A 22096-nucleotide genomic window follows, 5' to 3' on the forward strand; every position below is an offset into this window, starting at 1 on the left:
GGCGCCGCTTTTTTTATCCATGGCGCCCCCCGACAGCCACTTCTAACCTCAAAGAGCCACCGACCGCGTTGGCCGGGAACTCTGGAGAATACGACGATGGACAACACCCTGGTCTGGGCCGACATTCCGACACGGGATCTGGATCGCGCCATGGACTTCTACTCGGCCCTGCTCGATGTGCAGGTCACCCCCATCCAGGAAGAGACCATGCGCTTTGCCATGCTGCGCCACGACGGCAGCAACGCGGCGGCCTGTCTCGGCCCCATGGACAAATATCACCAGCCCGGCGGTGCCGGTCCCCTCATCTATCTCTCCCTCGGTGACAGGCTGCAGGAAGCGGAACTGCTGGTCCCCCGGCTCGGCGGGCGGGTGCTGGAGCCTCTGCACAGCATCGGCAGTGGTCATGGCTCCCGGGTCATCATCGAGGATACCGAAGGCAACTGGCTGGCCCTCTATGCCCCACCGACCACCTGAGGAAGATGAAAGCTTCCTCGGGATACCCTCTGCCTGGTCACTCGCAGCCGGCCATAGCAAGGGCAATCCCTGGGTTGCCCTGTTTTGTCATTTAACCCACCAGAGTCGGGCTGCGTTGCAGCCACTCAAATAACACTCACATTCTCACTGACCGGGTCGATATTGGCAGTACAGGCCATGAAAAGTGGTTTCTACCTGCGAGCAAGACAATTTGGAGGTCTGCATGAAGCCAATCGTAGTAGCACTCACCTGCGCCAGCTTGGGTATATCGATGGCACAGGCGAGGTCGGCAACCAGTACTGGGCACATTACCTTCAGCGGAGCAATCGTTGAAGATGCCTGCCACATCAAGCAGCAACAGGATCGGGTGCAGGTCACCTGTCTCTCGGGTCCACAGCAAACGACAGATACCCTCAATCTGAGACAGTTGGCACAACAGTCGCCACAGCGTCTCGCCACCAACCAGGTTTCCTATCGGTGGATTGACTCGCGCCAAACCATGGCGATTATCACAATCAGCTACGAATGAACCTCACCAATCCCAGAAACAACAACGGCGACCTGATGGTCGCCGTTGTTGTTTAACTGCACTTGCCGGCCATTACGCCTCTGGATTGAGGCGGGTCGGGATGCCGGTACGCTGTTCCAGCACCTGCTTGACCACGTTGGAATCGCTGTCAGCATGGGCGATGAAGCGGGTGGTAGCCGGGGTCATGGGCAGCGGCACGGAGGCGGTGGAGTTGAACTCTTCCTCGGTGCGCGACAGCGGCTCGTGCACTTCCATGTAGCGACCGCCATCCGGCTCGACCGTGGTCTTGACCGGCTGGTTGACGAACTGGACGCGGGTGCCGACCGGCACGTGATCGAACAGGTACTTGATGTCGTCGGCGCGCAGGCGCACGCAGCCGCTGCTCACCCGCAGACCGATGCCGAAGGTGGCGTTGGTGCCGTGGATGGCGTACAGGTTGCCGATGTAGAGCGCGTGCAGGCCCATGGGGTTGTCCGGGCCGGCCGGCCAGACCGCGGGCAGGGTCTTGCCCTGGGCGGCGTAGCGGCGACGGATATTCTCGGTCGGGGTCCAGGTCGGGTTGGCACGCTTGCGCTCAACCTTGGTGATCCAGTTCTCCGGGGTGTTGACCCCGAGCTGGCCGATGCCGATGGGCAGCACATGCACCACGTTCTTGCCCTTCGGGTAGTAGTAGAGACGCATCTCCGCCACGTTGATGACGATCCCTTCGCGGGGAGCGTTGGGCAGGATCAGCTGATGGGGAATGATCAGCGTGCTGCCCGCCTTGGGCAGGTAGGGGTCGACGCCGGGGTTGGCTTCCATGATGTTGGTCAGACCCAGCTGGAAGTCGGAGGCGATCTGCTCCAGCGGACGGTTGTCTGCGGGCACCACGTATTCCTGGTTCTCACCGATCAGGCGGCTGTTGGCTGCAGGCAGCTGGTATTCAACGGCGGCGGCCTGCTGGCTGACCAGCGCCAGCGTACATAAAAGAGCCGAAGCGGCAATGCGAAGGGGATTCATAAAATTCCTGTATGGTTTCCTGTTCCTGTGGGCCTTTGCCCTGCTCATCATCGGTCTCTTGTGGGCCCGTCACCGGGGACCAACAACCGAGCGCGCATTCTTTCCCGAGCAGGGCAAAATTTCAACTTGGAGATGGTCTTTTTCGCCGAAAAGATCCATTTCACAGCCAACTCAGGGGCATCTTTCACCCCTTGCACTCTAGCAACCCCAGTCTGAGCGTAAAATGAACATGGCGCAGACATGCCAAGGCCGTCCCAAATTGCATGACGAGGCGGTCACGAGTACAATCTCGCACCCCGTATATCCGGAGTATCGAGTCACCTCCTGCTCCGATGTGCCCCCATCGGATGGCCGTGCGTCGAAGACGGTCGCGCCACCGATGAACCCACACGACGCCATCAGGTGGCGCCGTCCTGATTTGCAATCAGATAAAAGAGTCCAACATGTTCAGACCAGAATTGCTCTCCCCTGCCGGGACCCTCAAGAACATGCGCTACGCCTATGCCTATGGCGCAGACGCCGTCTATGCGGGCCAGCCGCGCTACAGCCTGCGGGTACGCAACAACGAATTCGATCACGAGAATCTGCAGCTCGGCATCAACGAGGCCCATGCCCTCGGCAAGCAGTTCTATGTGGTGGCCAACATCCAGCCCCACAACTCCAAGCTCAAGACCTTCATCCGCGACATGCGCCCCGTGGTGGACATGAAGCCGGATGCACTCATCATGTCCGACCCCGGCCTCATCATGATGATGCGCGAAGCCTTCCCCGACATGCCTATCCACCTCTCGGTGCAGGCCAACGCGGTCAACTGGGCCACGGTGAAGTTCTGGCATCAGATGGGACTGACCCGTGCCATCCTCTCCCGCGAGCTGTCTCTCGACGAGATCGAGGAGATCCGCATGCAGGTGCCGGAGATGGAACTGGAAGTCTTCGTCCACGGGGCGCTGTGCATGGCCTACTCCGGCCGCTGCCTGCTCTCCGGCTACATCAACAAGCGTGACCCCAATCAGGGCACCTGCACCAACTCCTGCCGCTGGGAGTACAAGGTGCACGAGGGCAAGGAAGATGACGTGGGCCAGATCGTCCACCGCCAGGAGCCCATCGCCGTGCAGAAGGTGGATCCGACCCTGGGCGCCGGCAAGCCGACCGATGCCCTGGTGCTGCTGGAAGAGTCCAACCGCCCGGGCGAGTTCATGACCGCGTTTGAAGACGAGCACGGCACCTACATCATGAACTCCAAGGATCTGCGCGCCGTCGAGCACGTCGAGCGCCTGACCAAAATGGGCGTTCATTCGCTGAAAATCGAGGGCCGTACCAAGTCCTTCTACTACTGCGCCCGTACCGCACAGGTCTATCGCAAGGCCATCGACGATGCGGTGGCTGGCCGTCCGTTCGATCCGACCCTGATGGGCACCCTCGAGAACCTGGCCCACCGCGGCTACACCGAGGGCTTCCTGCGCCGTCACAACCACAGCGAATACCAGAACTACGACTACGGTTACTCCGTCTCCGACACCCAGCAGTTCGTCGGCGAGATCACCGGTCGCAACGGTGACATGGTCGAGGTCGAGGTGAAGAACAAGTTCCTGCTGGGCAACAGCCTGGAGCTGATGACCCCCCAGGGCAACCTCAGCTTCAACCTGGAGCAGATGCAGAACCGCAAGGGCGAGCTCATCGACACCGCACCGGGCAACGGCCACGTGGTCTACGTGCCGGTACCCAAGGAGATCGACGTGAATTACGGCATCCTGCTGCGCAACCTCGGCGAGCGCGAGGATACCCGTCAACCTCACTCGGCGGCCTGAGATGGCACTGCTCATCACCGACAAGTGCATCAACTGTGACATGTGCGATCCGGAGTGTCCGAACCAGGCCATCACCCTGGGGAGCAAGATCTACGAGATAGACCCGGATCGCTGCACCGAATGCGTCGGCCACTATGAGAAGCCCACCTGCATCAGCGTCTGCCCTATCGACTGCATCATCTGGGATCCCGCCCATGTGGAGACCGAAGATCAGCTGATGGAGAAATTCGTGCGGATGCACAGGCAGTAGCTGTAGCACCTGCATCAGCGTCTGCGCCCCATGGACGGCATCCTCCGGGATCCCGTCCATAGGGTGGAAACCGAAGATCAGCTGATGGAAAAGTTTGTTCGGATGCACAGGCAGTAAGCCTGTATCAGCGTCTGCGCCCCATGGACGGCATCCTCCGGGATCCCGTCCATAGGGTGGAAACCGAAGATCAGTTGATGGAGAAGTTCGTGCGGATGCACAGGCAGTCAGCGTCTGACACTCGCGGGTGCATTATCCAGAAATAGAAAAAGCCGGGCATGCCCGGCTTTTTCTATTGCGCTGCCCTTCCCTCAGGGTTTGACCAGTTTTTGCAGCGCCTCGAGTTCGCGCTGGGCTTCCAGCAACTCGGCCTGGGACTCCTCCAGCTTGGACTGCTTCTTGGCAATCTTGTCCGGCTTGCCCGATACCCGTGCGCTCTGCAACTCGGCCAGCCGCTCTTCCACTTCTTCCCTCTGCTTGACCACCTTGCGTTGCTGCTCCTCAAGGAGCCCGGCATCGGTACAATGGGCCTCCAGGTTGCGCAGTGCCCGCTCAAGGCCGGCTACCTGCTCCTGATTGTTGTGCGCCCTGGCGAACGCAAGCTGATCCGTCACGGCCTGCTGTCTGGCCTTGCAGCCGATGTTTTCACTACCATAGGCTTGTCCGGCCAACAACAATAAGCCTATTCCGGCGATCTTCCACATAACAACCTCTTTGTTCTGTCATACTGGATGGCCGTCCATGAGACCTGACTCCCTGTGTGAGGTCAAGACACATGGGGCCGGGCTACGACAGAGTGTGCTCTGCATCATGCCGGGCCGCTTTCGCCGAGGCTACAATGGCCCTTTCAATCAGGAGAGCCACATGACCCAACACATTCTCATCATTGCCAACGGCGCCCCCTATGGCAGCGAGTCCCTGTTCAATGCCCTGCGCCTCGGCATCGCCCTTAAAGAGGAGGCGAAGGTAGACCTCAACCTCTTCCTGATGTCGGATGCCGTCACTGCTGCTCTGGCCGGGCAGGCTCCGGCCGAGGGCTACAACCTGCGCCAGATGCTGGAGATACTGCTGGCTCAGGGCACCCGGATCCGGCTTTGCAAGAGCTGCACCGATGCGCGCGGCATCACCCCGCTACCCCTTGTCGAGGGTATAGAGATAGGCACCCTCCCCTTGCTGGCTCAATGGACTCTGGCCGCCGACAAGGTGCTGACCTTTTAGCCGTCAGGGCCCGGCCCGGACCAGCGCAGTGCGCGAGGTCCGGGTACTCAGACCATAGAGCATCAGGATCACCAGGCAGAGCAGCGCCATCAGGGCATAAAGCCAGCTCCCGCCCCAGTGGGCCAGCACCCAGCCTCCCAGCAAGGCCCCCATGGCCACCCCGAGTCCGGAGATGGAGGCCGCCCCGAAATAGCTCCCCTTCAAATGACCAGGCGCCATCTGATCGATCAACACATTGAGCAAGGGGAAGAGGATGCACTCCCCGACGCTCAAGAGGATCACCGCCACTATCCAGTGCCACCAGATGGCGGTATCCCCCAGCGCAAACTGCAACTGGGCACCGAGAAAGAGCGCCACCCCGAGTTGCAGCTTGCGCCGCGTGGACCAGCGGGCAGTCAGGTGCAGCAGGGGGAACTGCAGCATCACTATGGTCAGCGCATTGGTCGTCACCAGCCAGCCGATGAGCCGCTCCACTTCCGGCGTCCCCGCGCGGGTCAGATACTGGATGAGGGGCGACTCGAACTGGGCATAGACCAGCATCAGCAGCAGATTGGCCATGATCAGCAGCAGAAACCCCCTGTCCTGCCAGAGCACCCGCAGCACGGCACGCATGCCGGGCCCGGCCGCCTGGCTGGTGTGGCAACCCGCCAGCCTGAACCCGATGACAAAGACCATGCCAAGCAGCAGATAGCTGGCACTGAGCAACAGGAAGGTCTCCTGACGCGCGCTCAGGCCATAGGTGACGCCGAGCAGAGGACCGATGGCCGCCCCCAGGTTGAGCAGGAAATAACGCAGGTGCAGCGCCAGCTCACGGGCTTTGGGCTCGGCCAGATTGTCGGCCATCAGTGCCTTGCCCGGTGAGTCGATGAGTCCGTAGGAGAGTCCGCTGCCGATCACCCCGAGTGCCAGCCAGCCCACCTGGTGGGAGAGGCCGAGCAGGGCCACACTGGCGGCGGACACCAGGCAGCCGAACAGCAGGATGTTGCGCCGCCCCCATTTGTCCGAGAGCCAGCCGCCATAGAAGCTGACAAGCGTGGAAAGCGCCGCCGTGGCCCCCAGGATCAGGCCTATCAGGGTCGCCGAAAGTCCGTAGTCACGGTAGAGCAGGATGGAGAGAAAGGGCCAGACCATGAAGAAGGTGGTACGCACCATGAAAGTGCCCAGGATGACGATCCAGACCAGGGAAGGAAACTGCCTGAGGTAGGCCCATGACATGCTGCAATTCCTTTTGCCAACGAAGCGGGGCCGTCCCTTATATCAAGGGGCGCCAAAAGGAACAAGGAGACAATCTGCGCCATGCCGGGCGACAGGCACAAAAAAGCCGACCCAAGGGTCGGCTCTTTCACATACGGCAGCCTTATTCGGCAGCCGGCTCTTCGACGGCAACGGCAGCAGGAGCAGCAGCCGCTTCTGTCGGTGCGTTCGCTTCCTTGATGGAGAGACGCACACGGCCCTGACGGTCCACTTCCAGTACCTTCACCTTCACCACGTCACCGATTTTCAGGAAGTCGGCCACGTTCTGCACGCGGGCATCGGTGATCTGGGAGATGTGCACCAGACCGTCTTTACCCGGCAGGATGTTGACGAAGGCGCCGAAGTCAGCCAGGCGCACGACCTTGCCTTCGTAGATGCGGTTCACTTCGATCTCGGCGGTGATGGCCTCGATGCGGCGGATCGCTTCCATGGCGGCTTCGTTGGCCACGGCGGAGATGCGAACGGTACCGTCATCATCCAGCTCGATGTTGGTGCCGGTCTCTTCGGTCAGGGCACGGATCACGGAACCACCCTTGCCGATCACGTCCTTGATCTTCTCAGGATTGATCTTGATGGTGTGGATGCGCGGTGCGAAATCGGAGATCTGGGCACGGGGAGCCTGGATAGCTTCGTCCATCACCTTCAGGATGTGCAGACGAGCGCCACGAGCTTGCTTCAGCGCAATCTCCATGATCTCTTTGGTGATGCCTTCGATCTTGATGTCCATCTGCAGCGCGGTCACACCTTCGCTGGTACCGGCTACCTTGAAGTCCATGTCGCCCAGGTGATCTTCGTCACCCAGGATGTCGGACAGCACGACGAAACCTTCTTCTTCCTTCACCAGACCCATGGCGATACCGGCAACGGAGGCCTTGATCGGCACACCGGCATCCATCAGCGCCAGGGAGGAACCACAGACAGACGCCATGGAGGAGGAACCGTTGGATTCGGTGATTTCAGAGACTACGCGCACCACGTACGGGAACTCGGCGGCGCTCGGCATCACGGCAGCAACGCCGCGCTTGGCCAGACGACCGTGACCGATTTCACGACGCTTCGGGCTGCCCATCATGCCGGTCTCGCCGACGCAGTAGGGCGGGAAGTTGTAGTGCAGCATGAAGCGATCGGCGCGGTTGCCGGTCAGCTCGTCGATGTTCTGGGCGTCACGCTCGGTACCCAGCGTGGCGACCACGATGGCTTGGGTTTCACCACGGGTGAACAGGGCAGAACCGTGGGCACGGGGCAGGATGCCGGTACCGACGGAGAGGGCGCGGATCATTTCCGGATCGCGACCGTCGATACGCGGCTCACCACGTACGACGCGACCACGGACGATGCGGCTCTCCAGGCTGTGGAACTCTTCGCCGATCTTCTTGGCATCTTCTTCCACGCCGGATGCGATGACTTGCTCGACCACGCGGCCCTTGATGGCAGCGATGGTTTCGTAACGAACAGCCTTCTCGGTGATACGGTAGGCTTCACCCAGTTCAGCTGTGGCCAGTTCGGCAACTTTGGCTTTCAGCGCTTCGTTGACGGCAGGCGGGGTCCAGTCCCAGGGCTTGGTACCGACGTCGGCAGCGAATTCATTGATGGCGTTGATCACGGTCTGCATCTGCTCGTGACCGTAGACCACGGCGCCCAGCATCACCTCTTCGGAGAGGATGGCCGCTTCGGATTCCACCATCAGCACCGCATTGGCAGTACCGGCAACCACCAGATCCAGATCGCTCTGGGGCAGTTCGGTGGTGGTCGGGTTCAGCACGTACTGGCCGTTCATGTAACCCACGCGGGCTGCACCGATCGGGCCGCCGAACGGGATGCCGGAGATGGCCAGGGCCGCGGAGGCACCGATCATGGCAACGATGTCGGGAGAAACGGCCGGGTTCACGGACATGACGGTGGCAACCACCTGAACCTCATTGAGGAAGCCTTCCGGGAACAGCGGACGGATGGGACGGTCGATCAGACGGGAGATGAGGGTCTCACCCTCGCTCGGACGGCCTTCACGACGGAAGAAACCACCCGGGATACGACCAGCAGCATAGGTACGCTCCTGATAGTTGACGGTCAGCGGGAAGAAATCACGGCCGTGATCGGCCTCTTTCTTGCCAACGACAGTCACGAAGACACAGGTATCGTCCATGCTGACCATAACGGCCGCAGTGGCTTGACGGGCCATCACACCGGTTTCCAGTGTGACGGTGTGTTGACCGTACTGGAATGACTTTACAATAGGATTCACGTGAATTTCCTTTTAACAATTTGGCGCTTTAAATTCGCGTGCAAGTATACTTGATTCGCATCAAAAGGTAAGCGCGGACGTCAATTCTGTGAGGCAGGCAACGGCCTGCATCCTGTTTGAAACGGGCAATAAAAAAGGGGAACCTCGCGGTTCCCCTTTTTTGCGAAATCTGATGGTCGATTAACGACGCAGACCCAGCTTGGCGATCAGAGCAGCGTAACGCTGAACGTCTTTACGCTTCAGGTAGTCCAGCAGCTTACGACGCTGGGAAACCATGCGCAGCAGACCGCGACGACCGTGGTGATCCTTGGCGTGCTCCTTGAAGTGACCTTGCAGATGGTTGATCTGGGCAGTCAGCAGGGCAACTTGCACTTCGGGGGAACCGGTGTCGTTGGCGCCACGAGCGTTGTCGGCAACGATTTGAGCTTTGATCTCAGCATTTAGAGACATGGTATTACTCCAGTAGAGTGTTTAAAGGTTCACAGCCAATCTCTAATTCAGCCGTGAAATGAGGGCGGTATCATAATCGTCCCCGCCCCTTTTCGCAACGGGAAAGACGCGTGACAGACCGATACCGCCTGAGGATCACTCCTCGTCGTGGTAGCGAACAAGACGCTTGGGCGCCACGCGCCCCTCGTCATCGATCTCGCCAACCCCGATGAATTCGCGCTCCGGGCCAACCGTCATGCGGACCTGGCCGCTTTGGGGGCTACCTGCCACCTGCACGGCCTGACCCTGGTTCACATAGGCGGCCACGGCGACCAGCATGTTCACCTCGGGCAGAGAGGCCACGGCGGTGTCCATCGGCAGCAACAGGGGATCCAGCTGCTCCCGTGGCGGAATGCTTTCGGCCTTGGCCTGCTCGAAGATACACTCGAGCTGCTCCAGGGTCAGCATCCGCTCGTAGGGGTAGCTCGCCACCTGGGTGCGACGCAGCTGGGTGACGTGAGCGCCACAGCCCAGCACTTCCCCCAGATCGTCCACCAGGGAACGGATATAGGTACCCTTGCTGCAATGCACTTCCAGCTTCACCTCGTTCCCCTCGAAGCCGAGCAGCTTGAGTTCGAAGATGGTGATGGGACGGGCTTCCCGCTCGATCTCGATCCCTTCACGGGCATATTCGTAGAGCGGACGGCCGTTGTGCTTGAGGGCGGAGTACATGGACGGCACCTGCATGATGGGGCCGCGGAACTGGTCCAGCGCCTCGATCAGGGTACCCACGGCCACGTTCACCGGACGGGTGGAGACCACCTCGCCGTCGGAGTCGCTGGTATTGGTGCGCTCGCCCAGCTTGGCGGTCACCTCATAGCGCTTGTCCGCTTCCAGCAGATACTGGGAGAACTTGGTGGCCTCCCCGAGGCAGATCGGCAACATGCCGGTGGCCAGGGGGTCCAGGGCGCCGGTATGGCCAGCCTTGGCGGCGTTGTAGATCCGCTTGACCTTCTGCAACACATCGTTGGAAGTCAGGCCGGTCGGTTTGTCCAGCAGCAGGATGCCGTGTACGTCACGGCCTTTGAAACGACGTCTACGAGACATCTCAGGCGTTATCCTCAGTCGTGTCATCCGGTGCGGATTGCTCTTCGTCACGACCGGCTTCAGTCATGCGACGCTTGTCTTCACGCACAGTGTTGGTCACCAGGTTGGAGAGGCGCATCCCCTCGACCAGGGTCTGGTCGTAGTAGAAACGCAGCTCGGGCACCACCCGCAGACGCATGGCGCTACCCAGCAGGCTGCGGATGTAACCGGCAGCCTCGGTCAGGCCCTTGAGCCCTTCCTTGATGCGCTCGGCGTCATTCTCCAGTTGCAAGAAGGTGACATAAACCTTGGCATAGTTGAGGTCCTTGGAGACCTCCACGTCGGAGACGGTCACCATGCCGATGCGCGGGTCTTTCACCTCGCGCTGCAGGATCAGCGCGATTTCACGCTGGATCTGCTGTCCGACCCGACGGGTCCGGCTGAATTCTCTGGCCATATTCTATCCTGCGATAAAAGGGGGCCGCGGCCCCCTATTTTGTCTAACTCTCGGCTTACAGAGTCCGTTGGATTTCAACGGTCTCGTACACCTCGATCTGGTCGCCTTCGCGCACGTCGTTGTAGTTCTTGACCGCGATACCACACTCGTAGCCGTTGCGAACTTCGTTGACGTCATCCTTGAAGCGGCGCAGGGATTCCAGCTCGCCTTCATAGATAACCACGTTGTCACGCAGAACGCGAATGCGGTTGGAACGCTTGACCACACCTTCGGTGACCATACAGCCAGCAACGGCGCCGAACTTCGGCGACTTGAAGACGCTACGCACTTCAGCCAGACCGATGATCTCCTGACGATACTCAGGAGCCAGCTTGCCGCTCATGGCCTGCTTCACTTCGTCGATCAGGTCATAGATGACAGAGTAGTAACGCAGATCCAGGCTCTCGGATTCGATGACCTTGCGCGCAGAAGCGTCGGCACGGACGTTGAAGCCCACCAGGATGGCGCTGGAAGCCGCGGCCAGGGTCGCGTCGGTTTCGGTGATGCCACCTACGCCGGAACCCACGATCTTCACCTTCACTTCGTCGGTGGAGAGTTTGACCAGCGCATCGCAGATCGCTTCCACAGAGCCTTGTACATCGGCCTTGATCACCACGTTCACTTCGGACACTTCGCCCTCGGTCATGTTGGCGAACATGTTTTCCAGCTTGGCCTTCTGCTGGCGAGCCAGCTTGACTTCGCGGAACTTGCCCTGACGGTAGAGCGCCACTTCACGGGCTTTCTTCTCGTCACGCACGACCGTGGCTTCGTCACCGGCAGAGGGAACACCGGACAGGCCGAGGATTTCCACCGGCAGGGACGGACCCGCTTCCTTGATCTCGCGACCCAGTTCGTCACGCATGGCGCGCACCCGGCCGTATTCGAGACCGCACAGCACGATGTCGCCCTGACGCAGAGTACCTTCCTGTACCAGCACGGTGGCAACCGGACCACGACCTTTATCCAGGAAGGATTCGATCACGACGCCGTTGGCCATGCCGTCAACCACCGCTTTCAGCTCCAGCACTTCGGCCTGGATCAGGATGGCTTCCAGCAGGTCGTCGATGCCTTCGCCAGACTTGGCGGAGACGTGCACGAACTGGCAATCGCCACCCCAGTCTTCGGACATGACGTTGTAACGGGCCAGCTCGGTCTTGACGCGATCCGGATCCGCTTCAGGCTTGTCGATCTTGTTCACCGCAACAACCAGCGGCACACCGGCCGCCTTGGCATGCTGGATAGCTTCGATGGTTTGCGGCATCACGCCGTCGTCAGCTGCAACAACCAGCACAACGATGTCGGTCGCCTTGGCACCACGAGCACGCATGGAGGTAAACGCCGCGTGACCCGGGGTATCCAGGAAGGTGATCATCCCGCTGTCGGTCTGTACATGGTACGCACCGATGTGCTGGGTAATGCCACCGGCTTCGCCCGCGGCAACCTTGGCCTTACGGATATAGTCCAGCAGCGAGGTCTTGCCGTGATCGACGTGACCCATGATGGTCACGACCGGCGCACGCGGCTTGGCTTCGGAGGTCTCGTCACGATCGCTAAGTACCGCCTCTTCCAGCTCGTTCTCACGGCGCAGCACTACCTTGTGACCCATCTCCTCGGCGACCAGCTGAGCGGTCTCCTGGTCGATCACCTGGTTGATGGTGGCCATGGCACCCATCTTCATCATCACCTTGATGACTTCAACGCCCTTGACGGCCATCTTGTTGGCGAGCTCCGCCACTGTGATGGTCTCGCCGATGACGACGTCACGGTTGACCACGGCAGCCGGCTTGTTGAAGCCGTGTTTCATGGCGTTCGGCATGGCCATCTTGCCACGCTTGCCTTTGCGGGCACGGGGATCGCGGGAGTTGCGGTCATTGCGGTCGTCTTCGCGACGGCCGACTTTCTTCGGCGCCTTGGCAGCGGCAGCCGTGCGACGGCTGGTCTCTTCCTTACGATCCAACTCATCTTCGGCCGCTTGCGCGTGCTTGTTGGTGGTCAGATGGTAATCGCTGCTCTCTTTGGCGCGAGCCGCTTCTTCTTCAGCCCAGCGGGCCGCATTCTGTTCCGCCATGATGCGAGCCTCTTCGGCTTTCTTCGCGGCGAGTTCTTCAGCTTTTTGCAAAGCTGTCTGTTCCTGTTGGCGCTTCAGTTCTTCTGCTTCGCGCTTGGCCATCTTTTCTGCCTCTTGCTGAGCTGTGCTAACGGCTGCTTTGGCGGGCTGTTGAGCCTGTCGAGCCTTCTGTTGTGCCTCGATCCGCGCCTTTTCCTCAGCTTCACGACGAGCCTGCTCAGCCTCACGGCGAGCCTTCTCTTCAGCGTCGAGGCGGGCCTTCTCTTCGGCCTCGCGACGAGCTTTTTCTTCTGCTTCCAAACGCGCTGTTTCCTCGGCTTCCGCCTGGCGCTGTTCATCTTCCAGCGCCGAGCGTCTTACATAGGTGCGAGACTTGCGCACTTCTACCTGCACTTCCTTGTTCTTGCCACCAGTCCCCTGAACACTCAGGGTGCTCTTGGTCTTGCGCTGCAAGGTCATGCGAGCAGGTGCGGTGACCTCGTCACCTCCATGCTGTTTCTTCAGATGTGCCAGCAGAGTCTGTTTCTCCGACTCGCTGACCATGTCGTCGGCCTTGCTCTTCACGATGCCGGCATCGACAAACTGCTGGAGAAGACGATCAACCGGCGTGTCGATGTCAGTGGCAAGTTGCTTAACTGATACTTCTGCCATTCATTTTCCTCCGTTTGACCTTATTCAGACTGCTCTTCTCCGAACCAACAGATATTGCGAGCAGCCATAATGAGCTCACCAGCCTTCTCGGCGGTCAACTCTTCGATGTCGGCAAGGTCATCGATACCTTGCTCTGCCAAATCTTCCAGGGTGCCGACACCGCGAGCGGCCAGGGCATAGGCCATTTCACGGCCGAGGCCGGAGAGATTGAGCAGTTCTTCGGAAGGCTCGACGCCTTCAAAGGATTCTTCTTTGGCCAGGGCCTTGGTGGTCAGGGCATCCTTGGCACGCTTGCGCAGCTCTTCGACCATGTCTTCATCCAGACCGTCGATGGCCAGCAGCTCGTTGACCGGCACGAAGGCGATCTCTTCCAGAGTGGAGAAACCCTCTTCCATCAACAGGCTGGCGAAATCGTCATCGATGTCCAGAGTGCTGGTGAACAGCGTCAGGATGCGGTCGTTCTCGGCCTGGTGCTTGGCACGCATGTCCTCGACGGTCATCACGTTCAGTTCCCAACCGGTCAGCTGGGAGGCCAGACGCACGTTCTGACCGTTGCGGCCGATGGCCTGGGCCAGGTTGGCGGCTTCCACGGCGATGTCCATGGTGTGGTTGTCTTCATCAACGATGATGGAAGCCACATCGGCTGGCGCCATGGCGTTGATCACGTATTGGGCCGGGTTGTCATCGTACAGCACGATGTCGGCACGCTCACCGCTCAGCTCGGCGGAGACGGCCTGAACGCGGGCACCACGCATGCCGATACAGGCACCGATCGGGTCGATACGACGATCGTTGGTCTTGACCGCGATCTTGGCGCGGGAACCCGGATCACGGGCAGCGCCCATGATTTCAATCATCTCTTCGCCGATTTCCGGCACTTCGATGCGGAACAGCTCTTTCAGGAAGTCCGGGCTGGAGCGGCTGACGAACAGCTGGGAACCACGGGCTTCCGGACGCACGGCGTAGAGCAGGCCACGGATGCGGTCGCCGGGACGGAAGGTCTCACGGGGCAGCATGTCGTCACGGAAGATCACGGCTTCGGCATTGCTGCCCAGATCCAGGATCACGTTGTCGCGGTTGCTCTTCTTGACCACGCCGCTGATGATGGTGCCTTCCTTGTCCTTGAACTGGTCAACGACCTGGGAACGCTCGGCCTCGCGCACTTTCTGCACGATGACCTGCTTGGCGGTCTGGGTGGTGATACGGTCGAAGGTCACAGAGTCAATCTGGTCTTCAACATAGTCGCCGATCTGGATATCCGGCTGCTCGATCTGAGCGGCTTCGAGAGTGATTTCCCCGTACGGGTTCTCCATGGAAGCCTGATCGGCCACCACGACCCAACGGCGATAGGTGTCATAGTCACCGGTCTTGCGATCGATCTCGACACGCACTTCAATCTCGCCTTCGTATTTTTTCTTGGTCGCAGTCGCCAGCGCAGTCTCCAGAGCCTGGAAAATCTTCTCGCGGGGGACAGCCTTCTCGTTGGACACAGCGTCAACGACCAGCAAAATCTCTTTATTCATATCCGATAGCCTCGTTAACCAAAGTTCGGCACTATGTTCGCTTTTTGGATATTGGTGAAAGCCAACACCTCGTCCTTACCATCTACCGTCAGAGTGATCATGTCCCCCTGCACGGTTTTGATTACGCCTTTGAACTTGCGGCGGTTGTTTGTTGCCATCCGAAGCGTTACCGCCGCCTCCTGGCCAACGTATTTTTCGAACTGGGCGACCTTGAACAGTGGACGATCCAGACCCGGGGAAGACACCTCAAGGTAGTACTCCTCGGTGATGGGATCTTCGACATCCATGATGGCGCCGACCTGGCGGCTCACCTCGGCACAGTCTTCCACCGTCACGCCTTGCTCCGAGTCGATGAAAACGCGCAAGGTCGAGTGCTTACCCGCACGGATAAACTCGATACCCCACAGTTCAAAACCCAAGGCAACGACCGGAGCCTCGAGCAGATCGGTCAAACGTTGTTCCAACGTAGCCAAAGTCACCCTCCGAAAAACGAAAAAAGGGCATATAGCCCAGATAGAAATAGATTCAGAGTAAATTGCACATAACAAAAAGCCCCGATGTCAAATCGGGGCTTGGCGCTTTACCCTGATTGTCGCCTCGCAGCGACCGCCTTCCTGAGCGTAGGAAATGCGTGAAATTTGGTTGCGGGGGCCGGATTTGAACCGACGACCTTCGGGTTATGAGCCCGACGAGCTACCATGCTGCTCCACCCCGCGTCCGAAATCGTGCGAGATTATAGCCACTTCACTCTCGTGAGACAAGACTCAGCGGCTATAACATCCCGGTTACCCGGGTTCACTGCTTAATTGGTGCCGTGGGCGGGACTCGAACCCGCACACCCTAGAGCACTACCCCCTCAAGATAGCGTGTCTACCAATTCCACCACCACGGCAAAACTCTTATTCGGGAACGTCAGTATCTTTCTTGACTGGCGCTTTGCTCTGCTCAACTTGTTGAGTCTGTTGCAGATTTTCCCATTCACTACCCTGTTTGACCTTGTTGCTGGACATGGAACCCAGAACCAGACTAATCAAGAAAAACAGAGTAGCCAAAATTGCTGTTGTGCGGGTCAGGAAACTGCCTGAACCACCGGAGCCGAATACAGTATTCGATGCCCCTGCGCCGAAGGAGGCGCCCATATCAGCCCCTTTACCTTGCTGAATCATCACCAGACCAATCAGAGCCAGCGATACCAGCAGATAAACGACCAAAAGAATCTCGTACATTTAACTTGCACCCTTTGCCGCTTCAACTATTCCTAAAAACGCCTCGCAATCAAGACTTGCCCTGCCTATCAGACCGCCATCAATATCGGGCTGCGCAAACAAATCTTGTGCATTGGCCGGTGTCACGCTCCCACCATAGATGATTCTTACTTTCTCACCTATTACCGGAGTATCCTCCGCCAAGCGACTGCGAATAAAGGAATGAACCTCTTGTGCCTGCTCGGGTGTGGCGCATTTACCTGTACCTACAGCCCAGATTGGCTCGTAGGCGATGATAGCATTATCGAAAGCCATCGCGCCATTTTTCTCTATGACGATGTCCAGTTCCTCGGCAATCACCTCAAAGGTTCTTCTTGCCTGCCTCGCCGCGCCTGACTCACCCAGACAAAGTATGGGTATCAGACCTGCTGCTCTGACTGCAGCAAACTTCTCTGCGACGATAAAACTGGTCTCACCAAAGAGACGCCTGCGCTCGGAGTGGCCAACAAGTACATATCGGCAACCTGCCTCAACCAGCATCTCACACGAGATTTCACCCGTATAAGCGCCCTGTCTGTGCTGGCTCACGTTCTGAGCCCCTAGCTTCACTCTTCCCTGCTCACCGAGCAGTTCGGCTGTGAAACCGAGATGCACATGGGATGGACACAAGACCACATCTACGCCTTCATCAATGCGCTCTGTGCACTGACTCGTAAACTGCTCTAACTGCGACCTACTACCGTGTAACTTCCAGTTGGCTGCTACAAACGGCTTGCGATGTCCCATCGGCAACTCCCTTGCGAAAGCGGGGCTGATAATATCCAGAGGATGCTCAGCTGACAAGTGCTATTTTCAAATTTTCGAATCGTTTGAACAAGATACAACCAAGGCGACTAAAAAGCCGCCTTGGTTGTTCATTAAAACGCCGATTCGACCTGTTTGGCGATGCGCTCTGCCATATCGCGCACCTGCTGTTCGTGTTCACCTTCGACCATGACCCGGATCAGGGGCTCGGTGCCGGATTTGCGCAGCAGCACCCGGCCACGGCCGGCCAGTTCCTGCTCCACTGCCGCCACTTCCTGCTGAACGGCACTGGAGGTCAGCGGATCCTTGCCTTCGGCGAAGCGCACATTGACCAGCACTTGCGGGAACTTGCTCATGCCCGAACGCAATTTGGCCAGCGGCATCTCGGCACTGCGCATGGCCGTCAGCACCTGCAGAGCGGCGACGATACCATCCCCCGTGGTGGTCTGATCCAGGCAGATGATGTGACCGGAGTTTTCGCCCCCGATGCGCCAGCCCTTCTCGTTCATCATCTCAAGCACGTAGCGGTCACCCACCTTGGCACGGGCAAAGGGGATGCCCAGGGTCTGAAGCGCCAGCTCCAGCCCCATGTTGGCCATCAGGGTGCCCACCACACCGCCCTTGAGGCGGCCATGGCGCAGGGCATCCCGGGCGATGATGTAGAGGATCTCATCCCCGTCGATGATGTAACCAGTGCTGTCCACCATCACCAGACGGTCGCCGTCACCGTCGAAGGCGACGCCGAGATCTGCCTTGCATTCCTGGACCTTGGCGGCCAGCGCCTCCGGTGCGGTGGAACCGACACCGTCATTGATGTTGAGCCCATCCGGGCTGCAGCCGATGGCGATGACTTCGGCACCCAGCTCGCGGAAGACGGAAGGGGCGATGTGGTAGGTGGCACCATGACCGCAATCCACCACCATTTTCAGCCCTTCCAGGCTCAGATTGGAGGGGAAGGTGCTCTTGCAGAATTCTATGTAGCGACCAGCCGCATCATCGATGCGCTGCGCCTTGCCAAGCTCCGCGGACTCCACGCACTTGAGTTCGTTGTCGAGCTCGGCTTCGATGGCCAGCTCGACATCATCGGGCAGCTTGGTGCCGTCGGCGGAGAAGAACTTGATGCCGTTGTCGTAATAGGGGTTGTGGGATGCACTGATGACGATGCCGGCTTCGGCACGGAAGGTGCGAGTCAGGTAGGCAACCGCCGGGGTGGGCATGGGTCCCATCAATATGGCTTTGAGACCGGCGGCGGAGAGCCCCGCCTCTAGTGCCGACTCCAGCATGTAACCGGAGATACGGGTATCCTTGCCGATCAGCACCTTCTTGGTCCCTTTCTTGGAGAGCACCTTGCCGGCGGCCCAGCCCAGTTTCATGACGAAATCTGGGGTGATCGGGTATTCACCCACCTTGCCGCGCACGCCGTCGGTGCCGAAGTACTTTCTGGTCATTGTCTGTTTCTCGTTTTTCTATTTGGATATGAAATCTTGTCCCGTCATGGTCATCCAGCCTGTACGCAAGACATCCATGGTGGCCCGCACGTCGTGCACCCGGATGATCCTGGCGCCATGTTGCAACCCGATCAGGGCACAGGCCAGACTACCAGCCAACCGCTCGGCTACCGGGCGGTCAAGCAGGTTGCCTATCATAGACTTTCGTGACATGCCCACCAAGAGCGGAAGTTGGTAATCGAGCAGTGACGCCTGCTGTGCCAGCAGCTGATAGTTGTGCGCCAGCGTCTTGCCAAAGCCATAGCCTGGATCCAGTACCAGATGCTCACGCGGGATACCGGCCCCCAGACAAGCGGCAATCCGCTCGTCAAAGAAGGCTCTCACCTCCCCCAGCAAATCGTCATAGTGCGGCTCCACCTGCATGGTACGGGGCTGCCCCTGCATGTGCATGAGGCATACCGGTACGCCAGCCTCGGCCGCCGCGCCCAGCGCTCCCGGCTCTTGCAGAGCGCGGACATCATTGATGAGGTGACCACCTGCAGCACAACCCTCCCGCATGACAATCGCCTTGGAGGTATCGAGGGAGATCATCACATCCAGCTCGGCGACCATGCGCTCCACCACGGGGATGACCCTGTCCAGCTCCTCCTGCTCGCTCACGTCGGGGGCGCCCGGGCGGGTCGACTCGCCACCTATATCGATAAGGGTGGCCCCATCGGCCACCATGTCGCGGGCATGACCCAACGCCAGATCGATCTGCTTGAAGCGGCCACCATCTGAAAAGGAGTCCGGCGTCACATTGAGAATGCCCATGACATGGGGACGGTCGAGAGAAAGGGGACGTCCCTTGCTGATTAACTGCATTGCTTCAACTACCTCCAACAAGAGCGGCAAACTCTTCGTGCAAAGAAAAACCCCGGGCAAGCCCGGGGTTTGTATCATGACAACTTATTTGGCCGGGACATCGTTCGCCTTGTCGATGTCACTCAGAGGTGCACTGCCCTCTTCAGCCGGCGCCTTGGCCTCCGGCCCGTTGTTCACGCTGGCACCACCTTGCGGGGTGTCACCGTGCTCATCATGCCAGTTGCTGGGAGCACGGACCTCGCGACGCGCCATCAGATCATCGATCTGCTTGGCATCGATGGTCTCGTACTTCATCAATGCATCTTTCATGGTGTGCAGCACATCCATGTTGTCCAGCAGGATCTGCTTGGCACGATCGTAGTTGCGATCGATGACCTGCTTGACCTCGGCATCGATGATGCGGGCGGTATCGTCAGACATGTGCTTGGCCTTGGCCATGCTACGGCCGAGGAAGACTTCACCGTCCTCTTCTGCGTAAAGCATGGGGCCGAGACGCTCGGACATGCCCCACTGGGTCACCATCTTGCGGGCGATGTCGGTGGCACGTTCGATGTCGTTGGATGCACCGGTCGATACCTTCTCGGCACCGTAGATCAGCTCTTCCGCCAGACGACCGCCATACAGGCTGGAGATCATGGACTCCAGATGCTGCTTGGAGTGGCTCCAGCGGTCCTGTTCCGGCAGGTACATGGTCACACCCAGCGCACGGCCGCGCGGAATGATGGAGACCTTGTAGACAGGGTCATGATCCGGCACCACGCGACCAATGATGGCGTGACCCGCTTCATGATAGGCCGTCATCTCCTTCTCGGACTCTTTCATCACCATGGAGCGACGTTCCGCCCCCATCATGATCTTGTCCTTCGCCTTTTCGAACTCCAGCATGGAGACCACTCGGCGGCTCTCGCGAGCAGAGAAGAGGGCAGCCTCGTTCACCAGGTTGGCCAGATCGGCACCGGAGAAACCAGGGGTACCACGGGCAATCAGCGCCGGATTGACGTCATCCGCCAGCGGTACCTTGCGCATGTGCACTTTCAGGATCTGCTCACGACCGCGAACATCCGGCAAGCCGACCACGACCTGGCGGTCGAAACGACCTGGACGCAGCAGAGCAGGATCCAGTACGTCGGGACGGTTGGTGGCGGCGATGACGATGATGCCCTCATTGCCTTCAAAACCATCCATTTCAACCAGCATCTGGTTCAGGGTCTGCTCACGTTCGTCGTGACCACCACCCAGACCGGCGCCACGCTGGCGACCGACCGCATCGATCTCATCAATGAAGATGATGCAGGGGGAGGATTTCTTGGCCTGTTCGAACATGTCACGTACCCGGGAGGCACCGACACCCACGAACATTTCCACGAAGTCCGAACCTGAAATGGTGAAGAACGGCACCTTGGCCTCGCCTGCAATGGCTTTGGCCAGCAGGGTCTTACCGGTACCGGGAGGACCTACCAACAGGACGCCGGTCGGGATCTTGCCACCCAGCTTCTGGAATTTGGTCGGGTCACGCAGATAGTCGACCAGCTCCTTGACCTCTTCCTTTGCCTCGTCACAACCAGCTACGTCGGCGAAGGTAGTCTTGATCTGATCTTCGCTCATCAGGCGAGCCTTGCTCTTGCCAAACGACATGGCACCCTTGCCGCCGCCGCCCTGCATCTGACGCATGAAGAAGACCCAGACACCGATCAGCAACAGCATCGGGAACCAGGAGATGAAGATGGACGTGATCAGAGATGGTTCTTCCGGCTTCTCACCCATCACTTTGACGTTATGGTTGAGCATGTCGTTGAGCAGTTGGGGATCCGGCGCAGGAATGATGGTGGTGAAACGTTCACCGGTGCGCTTGACGCCATTGATGACCTTGCCATCCATCCGCACTTCACGGATCTGCTCCTGGGTCACTTCTTTCACGAAGCTGGAATAGTCCAGCTGGCGACTGGTGGTATCGCTGGGGCTGAAGCTATTGAACACCGACATCAGCACGACGGCGATGACCAGCCACAGGATTAGGTTTTTCGCCATGTCACTCAAATCAATGACCTCGCAGACTGACAGTTAACGATGAGGGTTAGGGTACTACAGTTTAAAACCGGTAGCCACAATGTAGACTTCTCGTGAACGGGCACGGGACGAGTCTGGTTTTCGAATCTTGACGACAGAGAAAAGTCTACGTATTTCATTGAGATAGGCATCAAACCCTTCCCCCTGGAACACCTTGACTACAAAACTGCCATTACTGCTTAGGACCTGATTGCACATGTCCAGCGCCAGTTCCACCAGGTACATGGCACGGGCTTGATCCACCTGCTGGGTACCGCTCATGTTGGGCGCCATGTCGGACATGACGACATCCACCTTGTCGGGGCCGACTCGCTCCAGCAAGGCGCCGAGTACAGTTTCCTCCCGAAAGTCCCCTTGCAGGAAATCGACACCGGCAATGGAATCCATCGGCAAAATATCACACGCAATGACGCGCCCCTTGTCACCGACCTGGTCGATGGCAAATTGGGACCAGCCACCGGGAGCAGCCCCCAGGTCCACTACCGTCATCCCCGGCTTGAGCAGCCGGTCTTTGCCCTGGATCTCGTCGATCTTGAAAACGGCGCGAGAGCGCAGTCCCAACTTCTGGGCTTTCTTGACGTATTGGTCGTCGAAATGTTCTTTTAACCAGCGGGTTGAACTGGGGGAACGTTTTTTCTGGGTCATGATTGTCGACTTTAAAAAACCACAAGGGTTATTAGTATT

General features: G+C 59.1%; 21 protein-coding genes, 2 tRNA genes and 1 pseudogene. 6 read left to right on the plus strand and 18 right to left on the minus strand.

Annotation, left to right across the window (positions count from 1 at the left end):
- Positions 1–96: 96 nt before the first annotated feature.
- A complete protein-coding gene (locus AB5Y47_RS17215; protein WP_043153219.1) occupies positions 97–474 on the plus strand; it encodes a VOC family protein in 378 nt (125 codons plus the stop codon).
- A 223-nt stretch (positions 475–697) separates the two neighbouring features.
- A complete protein-coding gene (locus AB5Y47_RS17220; RefSeq protein WP_174219044.1) occupies positions 698–1003 on the plus strand; it encodes a type 1 fimbrial protein in 306 nt (101 codons plus the stop codon).
- A 72-nt stretch (positions 1004–1075) separates the two neighbouring features.
- Here AB5Y47_RS17220 and AB5Y47_RS17225 read toward each other — a convergent pair whose 3' ends face one another.
- On the minus strand, positions 1076–2002 hold the full coding sequence (locus tag AB5Y47_RS17225; RefSeq protein WP_041212511.1) for a L,D-transpeptidase family protein: 927 nt from the start codon (positions 2000–2002) through the stop codon (positions 1076–1078).
- A gap of 443 nt (positions 2003–2445) precedes the next feature.
- Between AB5Y47_RS17225 and yegQ the strand changes: the two genes are divergently transcribed.
- The 3 genes and pseudogenes from yegQ to AB5Y47_RS17240 all read left to right on the plus strand — a co-directional run.
- Positions 2446–3810, plus strand: coding sequence for a tRNA 5-hydroxyuridine modification protein YegQ (yegQ, locus tag AB5Y47_RS17230; RefSeq protein WP_010675357.1), 1365 nt, complete (start codon positions 2446–2448; stop codon positions 3808–3810).
- 1 nt (position 3811) lies between these two features.
- Positions 3812–4060 carry a YfhL family 4Fe-4S dicluster ferredoxin gene (locus tag AB5Y47_RS17235; protein ID WP_010675358.1) on the plus strand — a complete coding sequence of 83 codons (249 nt, stop codon included), beginning with the start codon at positions 3812–3814 and terminating at the stop codon, positions 4058–4060.
- Between the two features lie 21 nt (positions 4061–4081).
- Positions 4082–4177: pseudogene (locus tag AB5Y47_RS17240) on the plus strand (ferredoxin); the annotation flags it as partial.
- Positions 4178–4368: 191 nt separating this feature from the next.
- On the opposite strand, the gene AB5Y47_RS17245 reads toward AB5Y47_RS17240, so the two are convergent.
- Positions 4369–4761 (minus strand): DUF1090 domain-containing protein, encoded by a 393-nt coding sequence (locus AB5Y47_RS17245; protein ID WP_039041125.1) that lies wholly within the window; start codon positions 4759–4761, stop codon positions 4369–4371.
- 160 nt (positions 4762–4921) lie between these two features.
- Here AB5Y47_RS17245 and AB5Y47_RS17250 point away from each other — a divergent pair, with 160 nt between their 5' ends.
- Complete coding sequence (locus tag AB5Y47_RS17250) at positions 4922–5275, plus strand: DsrE/DsrF/TusD sulfur relay family protein (protein ID WP_043153224.1); 354 nt, start codon at positions 4922–4924, stop codon at positions 5273–5275.
- A 3-nt stretch (positions 5276–5278) separates the two neighbouring features.
- Here the strand turns inward: AB5Y47_RS17250 and AB5Y47_RS17255 are convergent, their stop codons facing one another.
- The 16 genes from AB5Y47_RS17255 to rlmE all read right to left on the minus strand — a co-directional run bounded on the left by AB5Y47_RS17255 (position 5279) and on the right by rlmE (position 22057).
- Positions 5279–6490: an MFS transporter gene (locus tag AB5Y47_RS17255; protein WP_043153227.1), complete on the minus strand. Its 1212-nt coding sequence runs from the start codon at positions 6488–6490 to the stop codon at positions 5279–5281.
- Between the two features lie 142 nt (positions 6491–6632).
- Complete coding sequence (gene pnp / locus AB5Y47_RS17260) at positions 6633–8771, minus strand: polyribonucleotide nucleotidyltransferase (protein WP_029314766.1); 2139 nt, start codon at positions 8769–8771, stop codon at positions 6633–6635.
- Positions 8772–8951: 180 nt separating this feature from the next.
- A complete protein-coding gene (rpsO, locus tag AB5Y47_RS17265) occupies positions 8952–9221 on the minus strand; it encodes a 30S ribosomal protein S15 (RefSeq protein WP_010675364.1) in 270 nt (89 codons plus the stop codon).
- A gap of 135 nt (positions 9222–9356) precedes the next feature.
- Complete coding sequence (truB, locus tag AB5Y47_RS17270) at positions 9357–10307, minus strand: tRNA pseudouridine(55) synthase TruB (protein ID WP_041215670.1); 951 nt, start codon at positions 10305–10307, stop codon at positions 9357–9359.
- Position 10308: 1 nt separating this feature from the next.
- Positions 10309–10743 carry a 30S ribosome-binding factor RbfA gene (rbfA, locus tag AB5Y47_RS17275; protein ID WP_010675366.1) on the minus strand — a complete coding sequence of 145 codons (435 nt, stop codon included), beginning with the start codon at positions 10741–10743 and terminating at the stop codon, positions 10309–10311.
- Positions 10744–10798: 55 nt separating this feature from the next.
- Complete coding sequence (gene infB, locus AB5Y47_RS17280) at positions 10799–13501, minus strand: translation initiation factor IF-2 (RefSeq protein WP_041212506.1); 2703 nt, start codon at positions 13499–13501, stop codon at positions 10799–10801.
- Positions 13502–13521: 20 nt separating this feature from the next.
- On the minus strand, positions 13522–15024 hold the full coding sequence (nusA, locus tag AB5Y47_RS17285; RefSeq protein WP_368220426.1) for a transcription termination factor NusA: 1503 nt from the start codon (positions 15022–15024) through the stop codon (positions 13522–13524).
- 14 nt (positions 15025–15038) lie between these two features.
- Positions 15039–15497: a ribosome maturation factor RimP gene (gene rimP / locus AB5Y47_RS17290; RefSeq protein WP_048207078.1), complete on the minus strand. Its 459-nt coding sequence runs from the start codon at positions 15495–15497 to the stop codon at positions 15039–15041.
- 166 nt (positions 15498–15663) lie between these two features.
- A tRNA-Met gene (locus tag AB5Y47_RS17295) sits at positions 15664–15740 on the minus strand.
- Between the two features lie 91 nt (positions 15741–15831).
- Positions 15832–15916 (minus strand) — tRNA-Leu (locus AB5Y47_RS17300).
- Between the two features lie 7 nt (positions 15917–15923).
- On the minus strand, positions 15924–16250 hold the full coding sequence (gene secG / locus AB5Y47_RS17305) for a preprotein translocase subunit SecG (protein ID WP_010633113.1): 327 nt from the start codon (positions 16248–16250) through the stop codon (positions 15924–15926).
- Complete coding sequence (tpiA, locus tag AB5Y47_RS17310) at positions 16251–17015, minus strand: triose-phosphate isomerase (RefSeq protein WP_368220427.1); 765 nt, start codon at positions 17013–17015, stop codon at positions 16251–16253. It abuts the gene before it with no gap.
- Between the two features lie 131 nt (positions 17016–17146).
- Positions 17147–18481 (minus strand): phosphoglucosamine mutase, encoded by a 1335-nt coding sequence (gene glmM, locus AB5Y47_RS17315; RefSeq protein ID WP_039040289.1) that lies wholly within the window; start codon positions 18479–18481, stop codon positions 17147–17149.
- Between the two features lie 18 nt (positions 18482–18499).
- Complete coding sequence (folP, locus tag AB5Y47_RS17320) at positions 18500–19345, minus strand: dihydropteroate synthase (protein ID WP_029314768.1); 846 nt, start codon at positions 19343–19345, stop codon at positions 18500–18502.
- An 84-nt stretch (positions 19346–19429) separates the two neighbouring features.
- Positions 19430–21382, minus strand: a complete 1953-nt coding sequence (gene ftsH, locus AB5Y47_RS17325; protein ID WP_041212504.1) for an ATP-dependent zinc metalloprotease FtsH — start codon at positions 21380–21382, stop codon at positions 19430–19432.
- Between the two features lie 45 nt (positions 21383–21427).
- On the minus strand, positions 21428–22057 hold the full coding sequence (rlmE, locus tag AB5Y47_RS17330) for a 23S rRNA (uridine(2552)-2'-O)-methyltransferase RlmE (RefSeq protein WP_010675375.1): 630 nt from the start codon (positions 22055–22057) through the stop codon (positions 21428–21430).
- Positions 22058–22096 lie beyond the last annotated feature (39 nt).

The organism is Aeromonas sp. R7-2, assembly GCF_040908105.1.
GTDB lineage: Bacteria > Pseudomonadota > Gammaproteobacteria > Enterobacterales > Aeromonadaceae > Aeromonas > Aeromonas caviae.

What these genes read in the sequence shown, in the direction of transcription:
- secG (WP_010633113.1), bottom strand. Translation starts at nt 16,250, where the DNA reads ATGTACGAGATTCTTTTGGTCGTTTATCTGCTGGTATCGCTGGCTCTG.
- tpiA (WP_368220427.1), bottom strand. Translation starts at nt 17,015, where the DNA reads ATGGGACATCGCAAGCCGTTTGTAGCAGCCAACTGGAAGTTACACGGT.
- nusA (WP_368220426.1), bottom strand. Translation starts at nt 15,024, where the DNA reads ATGAATAAAGAGATTTTGCTGGTCGTTGACGCTGTGTCCAACGAGAAG.
- rlmE (WP_010675375.1), bottom strand. Translation starts at nt 22,057, where the DNA reads ATGACCCAGAAAAAACGTTCCCCCAGTTCAACCCGCTGGTTAAAAGAA.
- infB (WP_041212506.1), bottom strand. Translation starts at nt 13,501, where the DNA reads ATGGCAGAAGTATCAGTTAAGCAACTTGCCACTGACATCGACACGCCG.
- yegQ (WP_010675357.1), top strand. Translation starts at nt 2,446, where the DNA reads ATGTTCAGACCAGAATTGCTCTCCCCTGCCGGGACCCTCAAGAACATG.
- AB5Y47_RS17255 (WP_043153227.1), bottom strand. Translation starts at nt 6,490, where the DNA reads ATGTCATGGGCCTACCTCAGGCAGTTTCCTTCCCTGGTCTGGATCGTC.
- AB5Y47_RS17215 (WP_043153219.1), top strand. Translation starts at nt 97, where the DNA reads ATGGACAACACCCTGGTCTGGGCCGACATTCCGACACGGGATCTGGAT.
- AB5Y47_RS17220 (WP_174219044.1), top strand. Translation starts at nt 698, where the DNA reads ATGAAGCCAATCGTAGTAGCACTCACCTGCGCCAGCTTGGGTATATCG.
- rbfA (WP_010675366.1), bottom strand. Translation starts at nt 10,743, where the DNA reads ATGGCCAGAGAATTCAGCCGGACCCGTCGGGTCGGACAGCAGATCCAG.
- folP (WP_029314768.1), bottom strand. Translation starts at nt 19,345, where the DNA reads ATGCAGTTAATCAGCAAGGGACGTCCCCTTTCTCTCGACCGTCCCCAT.
- AB5Y47_RS17235 (WP_010675358.1), top strand. Translation starts at nt 3,812, where the DNA reads ATGGCACTGCTCATCACCGACAAGTGCATCAACTGTGACATGTGCGAT.
- rpsO (WP_010675364.1), bottom strand. Translation starts at nt 9,221, where the DNA reads ATGTCTCTAAATGCTGAGATCAAAGCTCAAATCGTTGCCGACAACGCT.
- glmM (WP_039040289.1), bottom strand. Translation starts at nt 18,481, where the DNA reads ATGACCAGAAAGTACTTCGGCACCGACGGCGTGCGCGGCAAGGTGGGT.
- truB (WP_041215670.1), bottom strand. Translation starts at nt 10,307, where the DNA reads ATGTCTCGTAGACGTCGTTTCAAAGGCCGTGACGTACACGGCATCCTG.
- AB5Y47_RS17250 (WP_043153224.1), top strand. Translation starts at nt 4,922, where the DNA reads ATGACCCAACACATTCTCATCATTGCCAACGGCGCCCCCTATGGCAGC.
- AB5Y47_RS17225 (WP_041212511.1), bottom strand. Translation starts at nt 2,002, where the DNA reads ATGAATCCCCTTCGCATTGCCGCTTCGGCTCTTTTATGTACGCTGGCG.
- AB5Y47_RS17245 (WP_039041125.1), bottom strand. Translation starts at nt 4,761, where the DNA reads ATGTGGAAGATCGCCGGAATAGGCTTATTGTTGTTGGCCGGACAAGCC.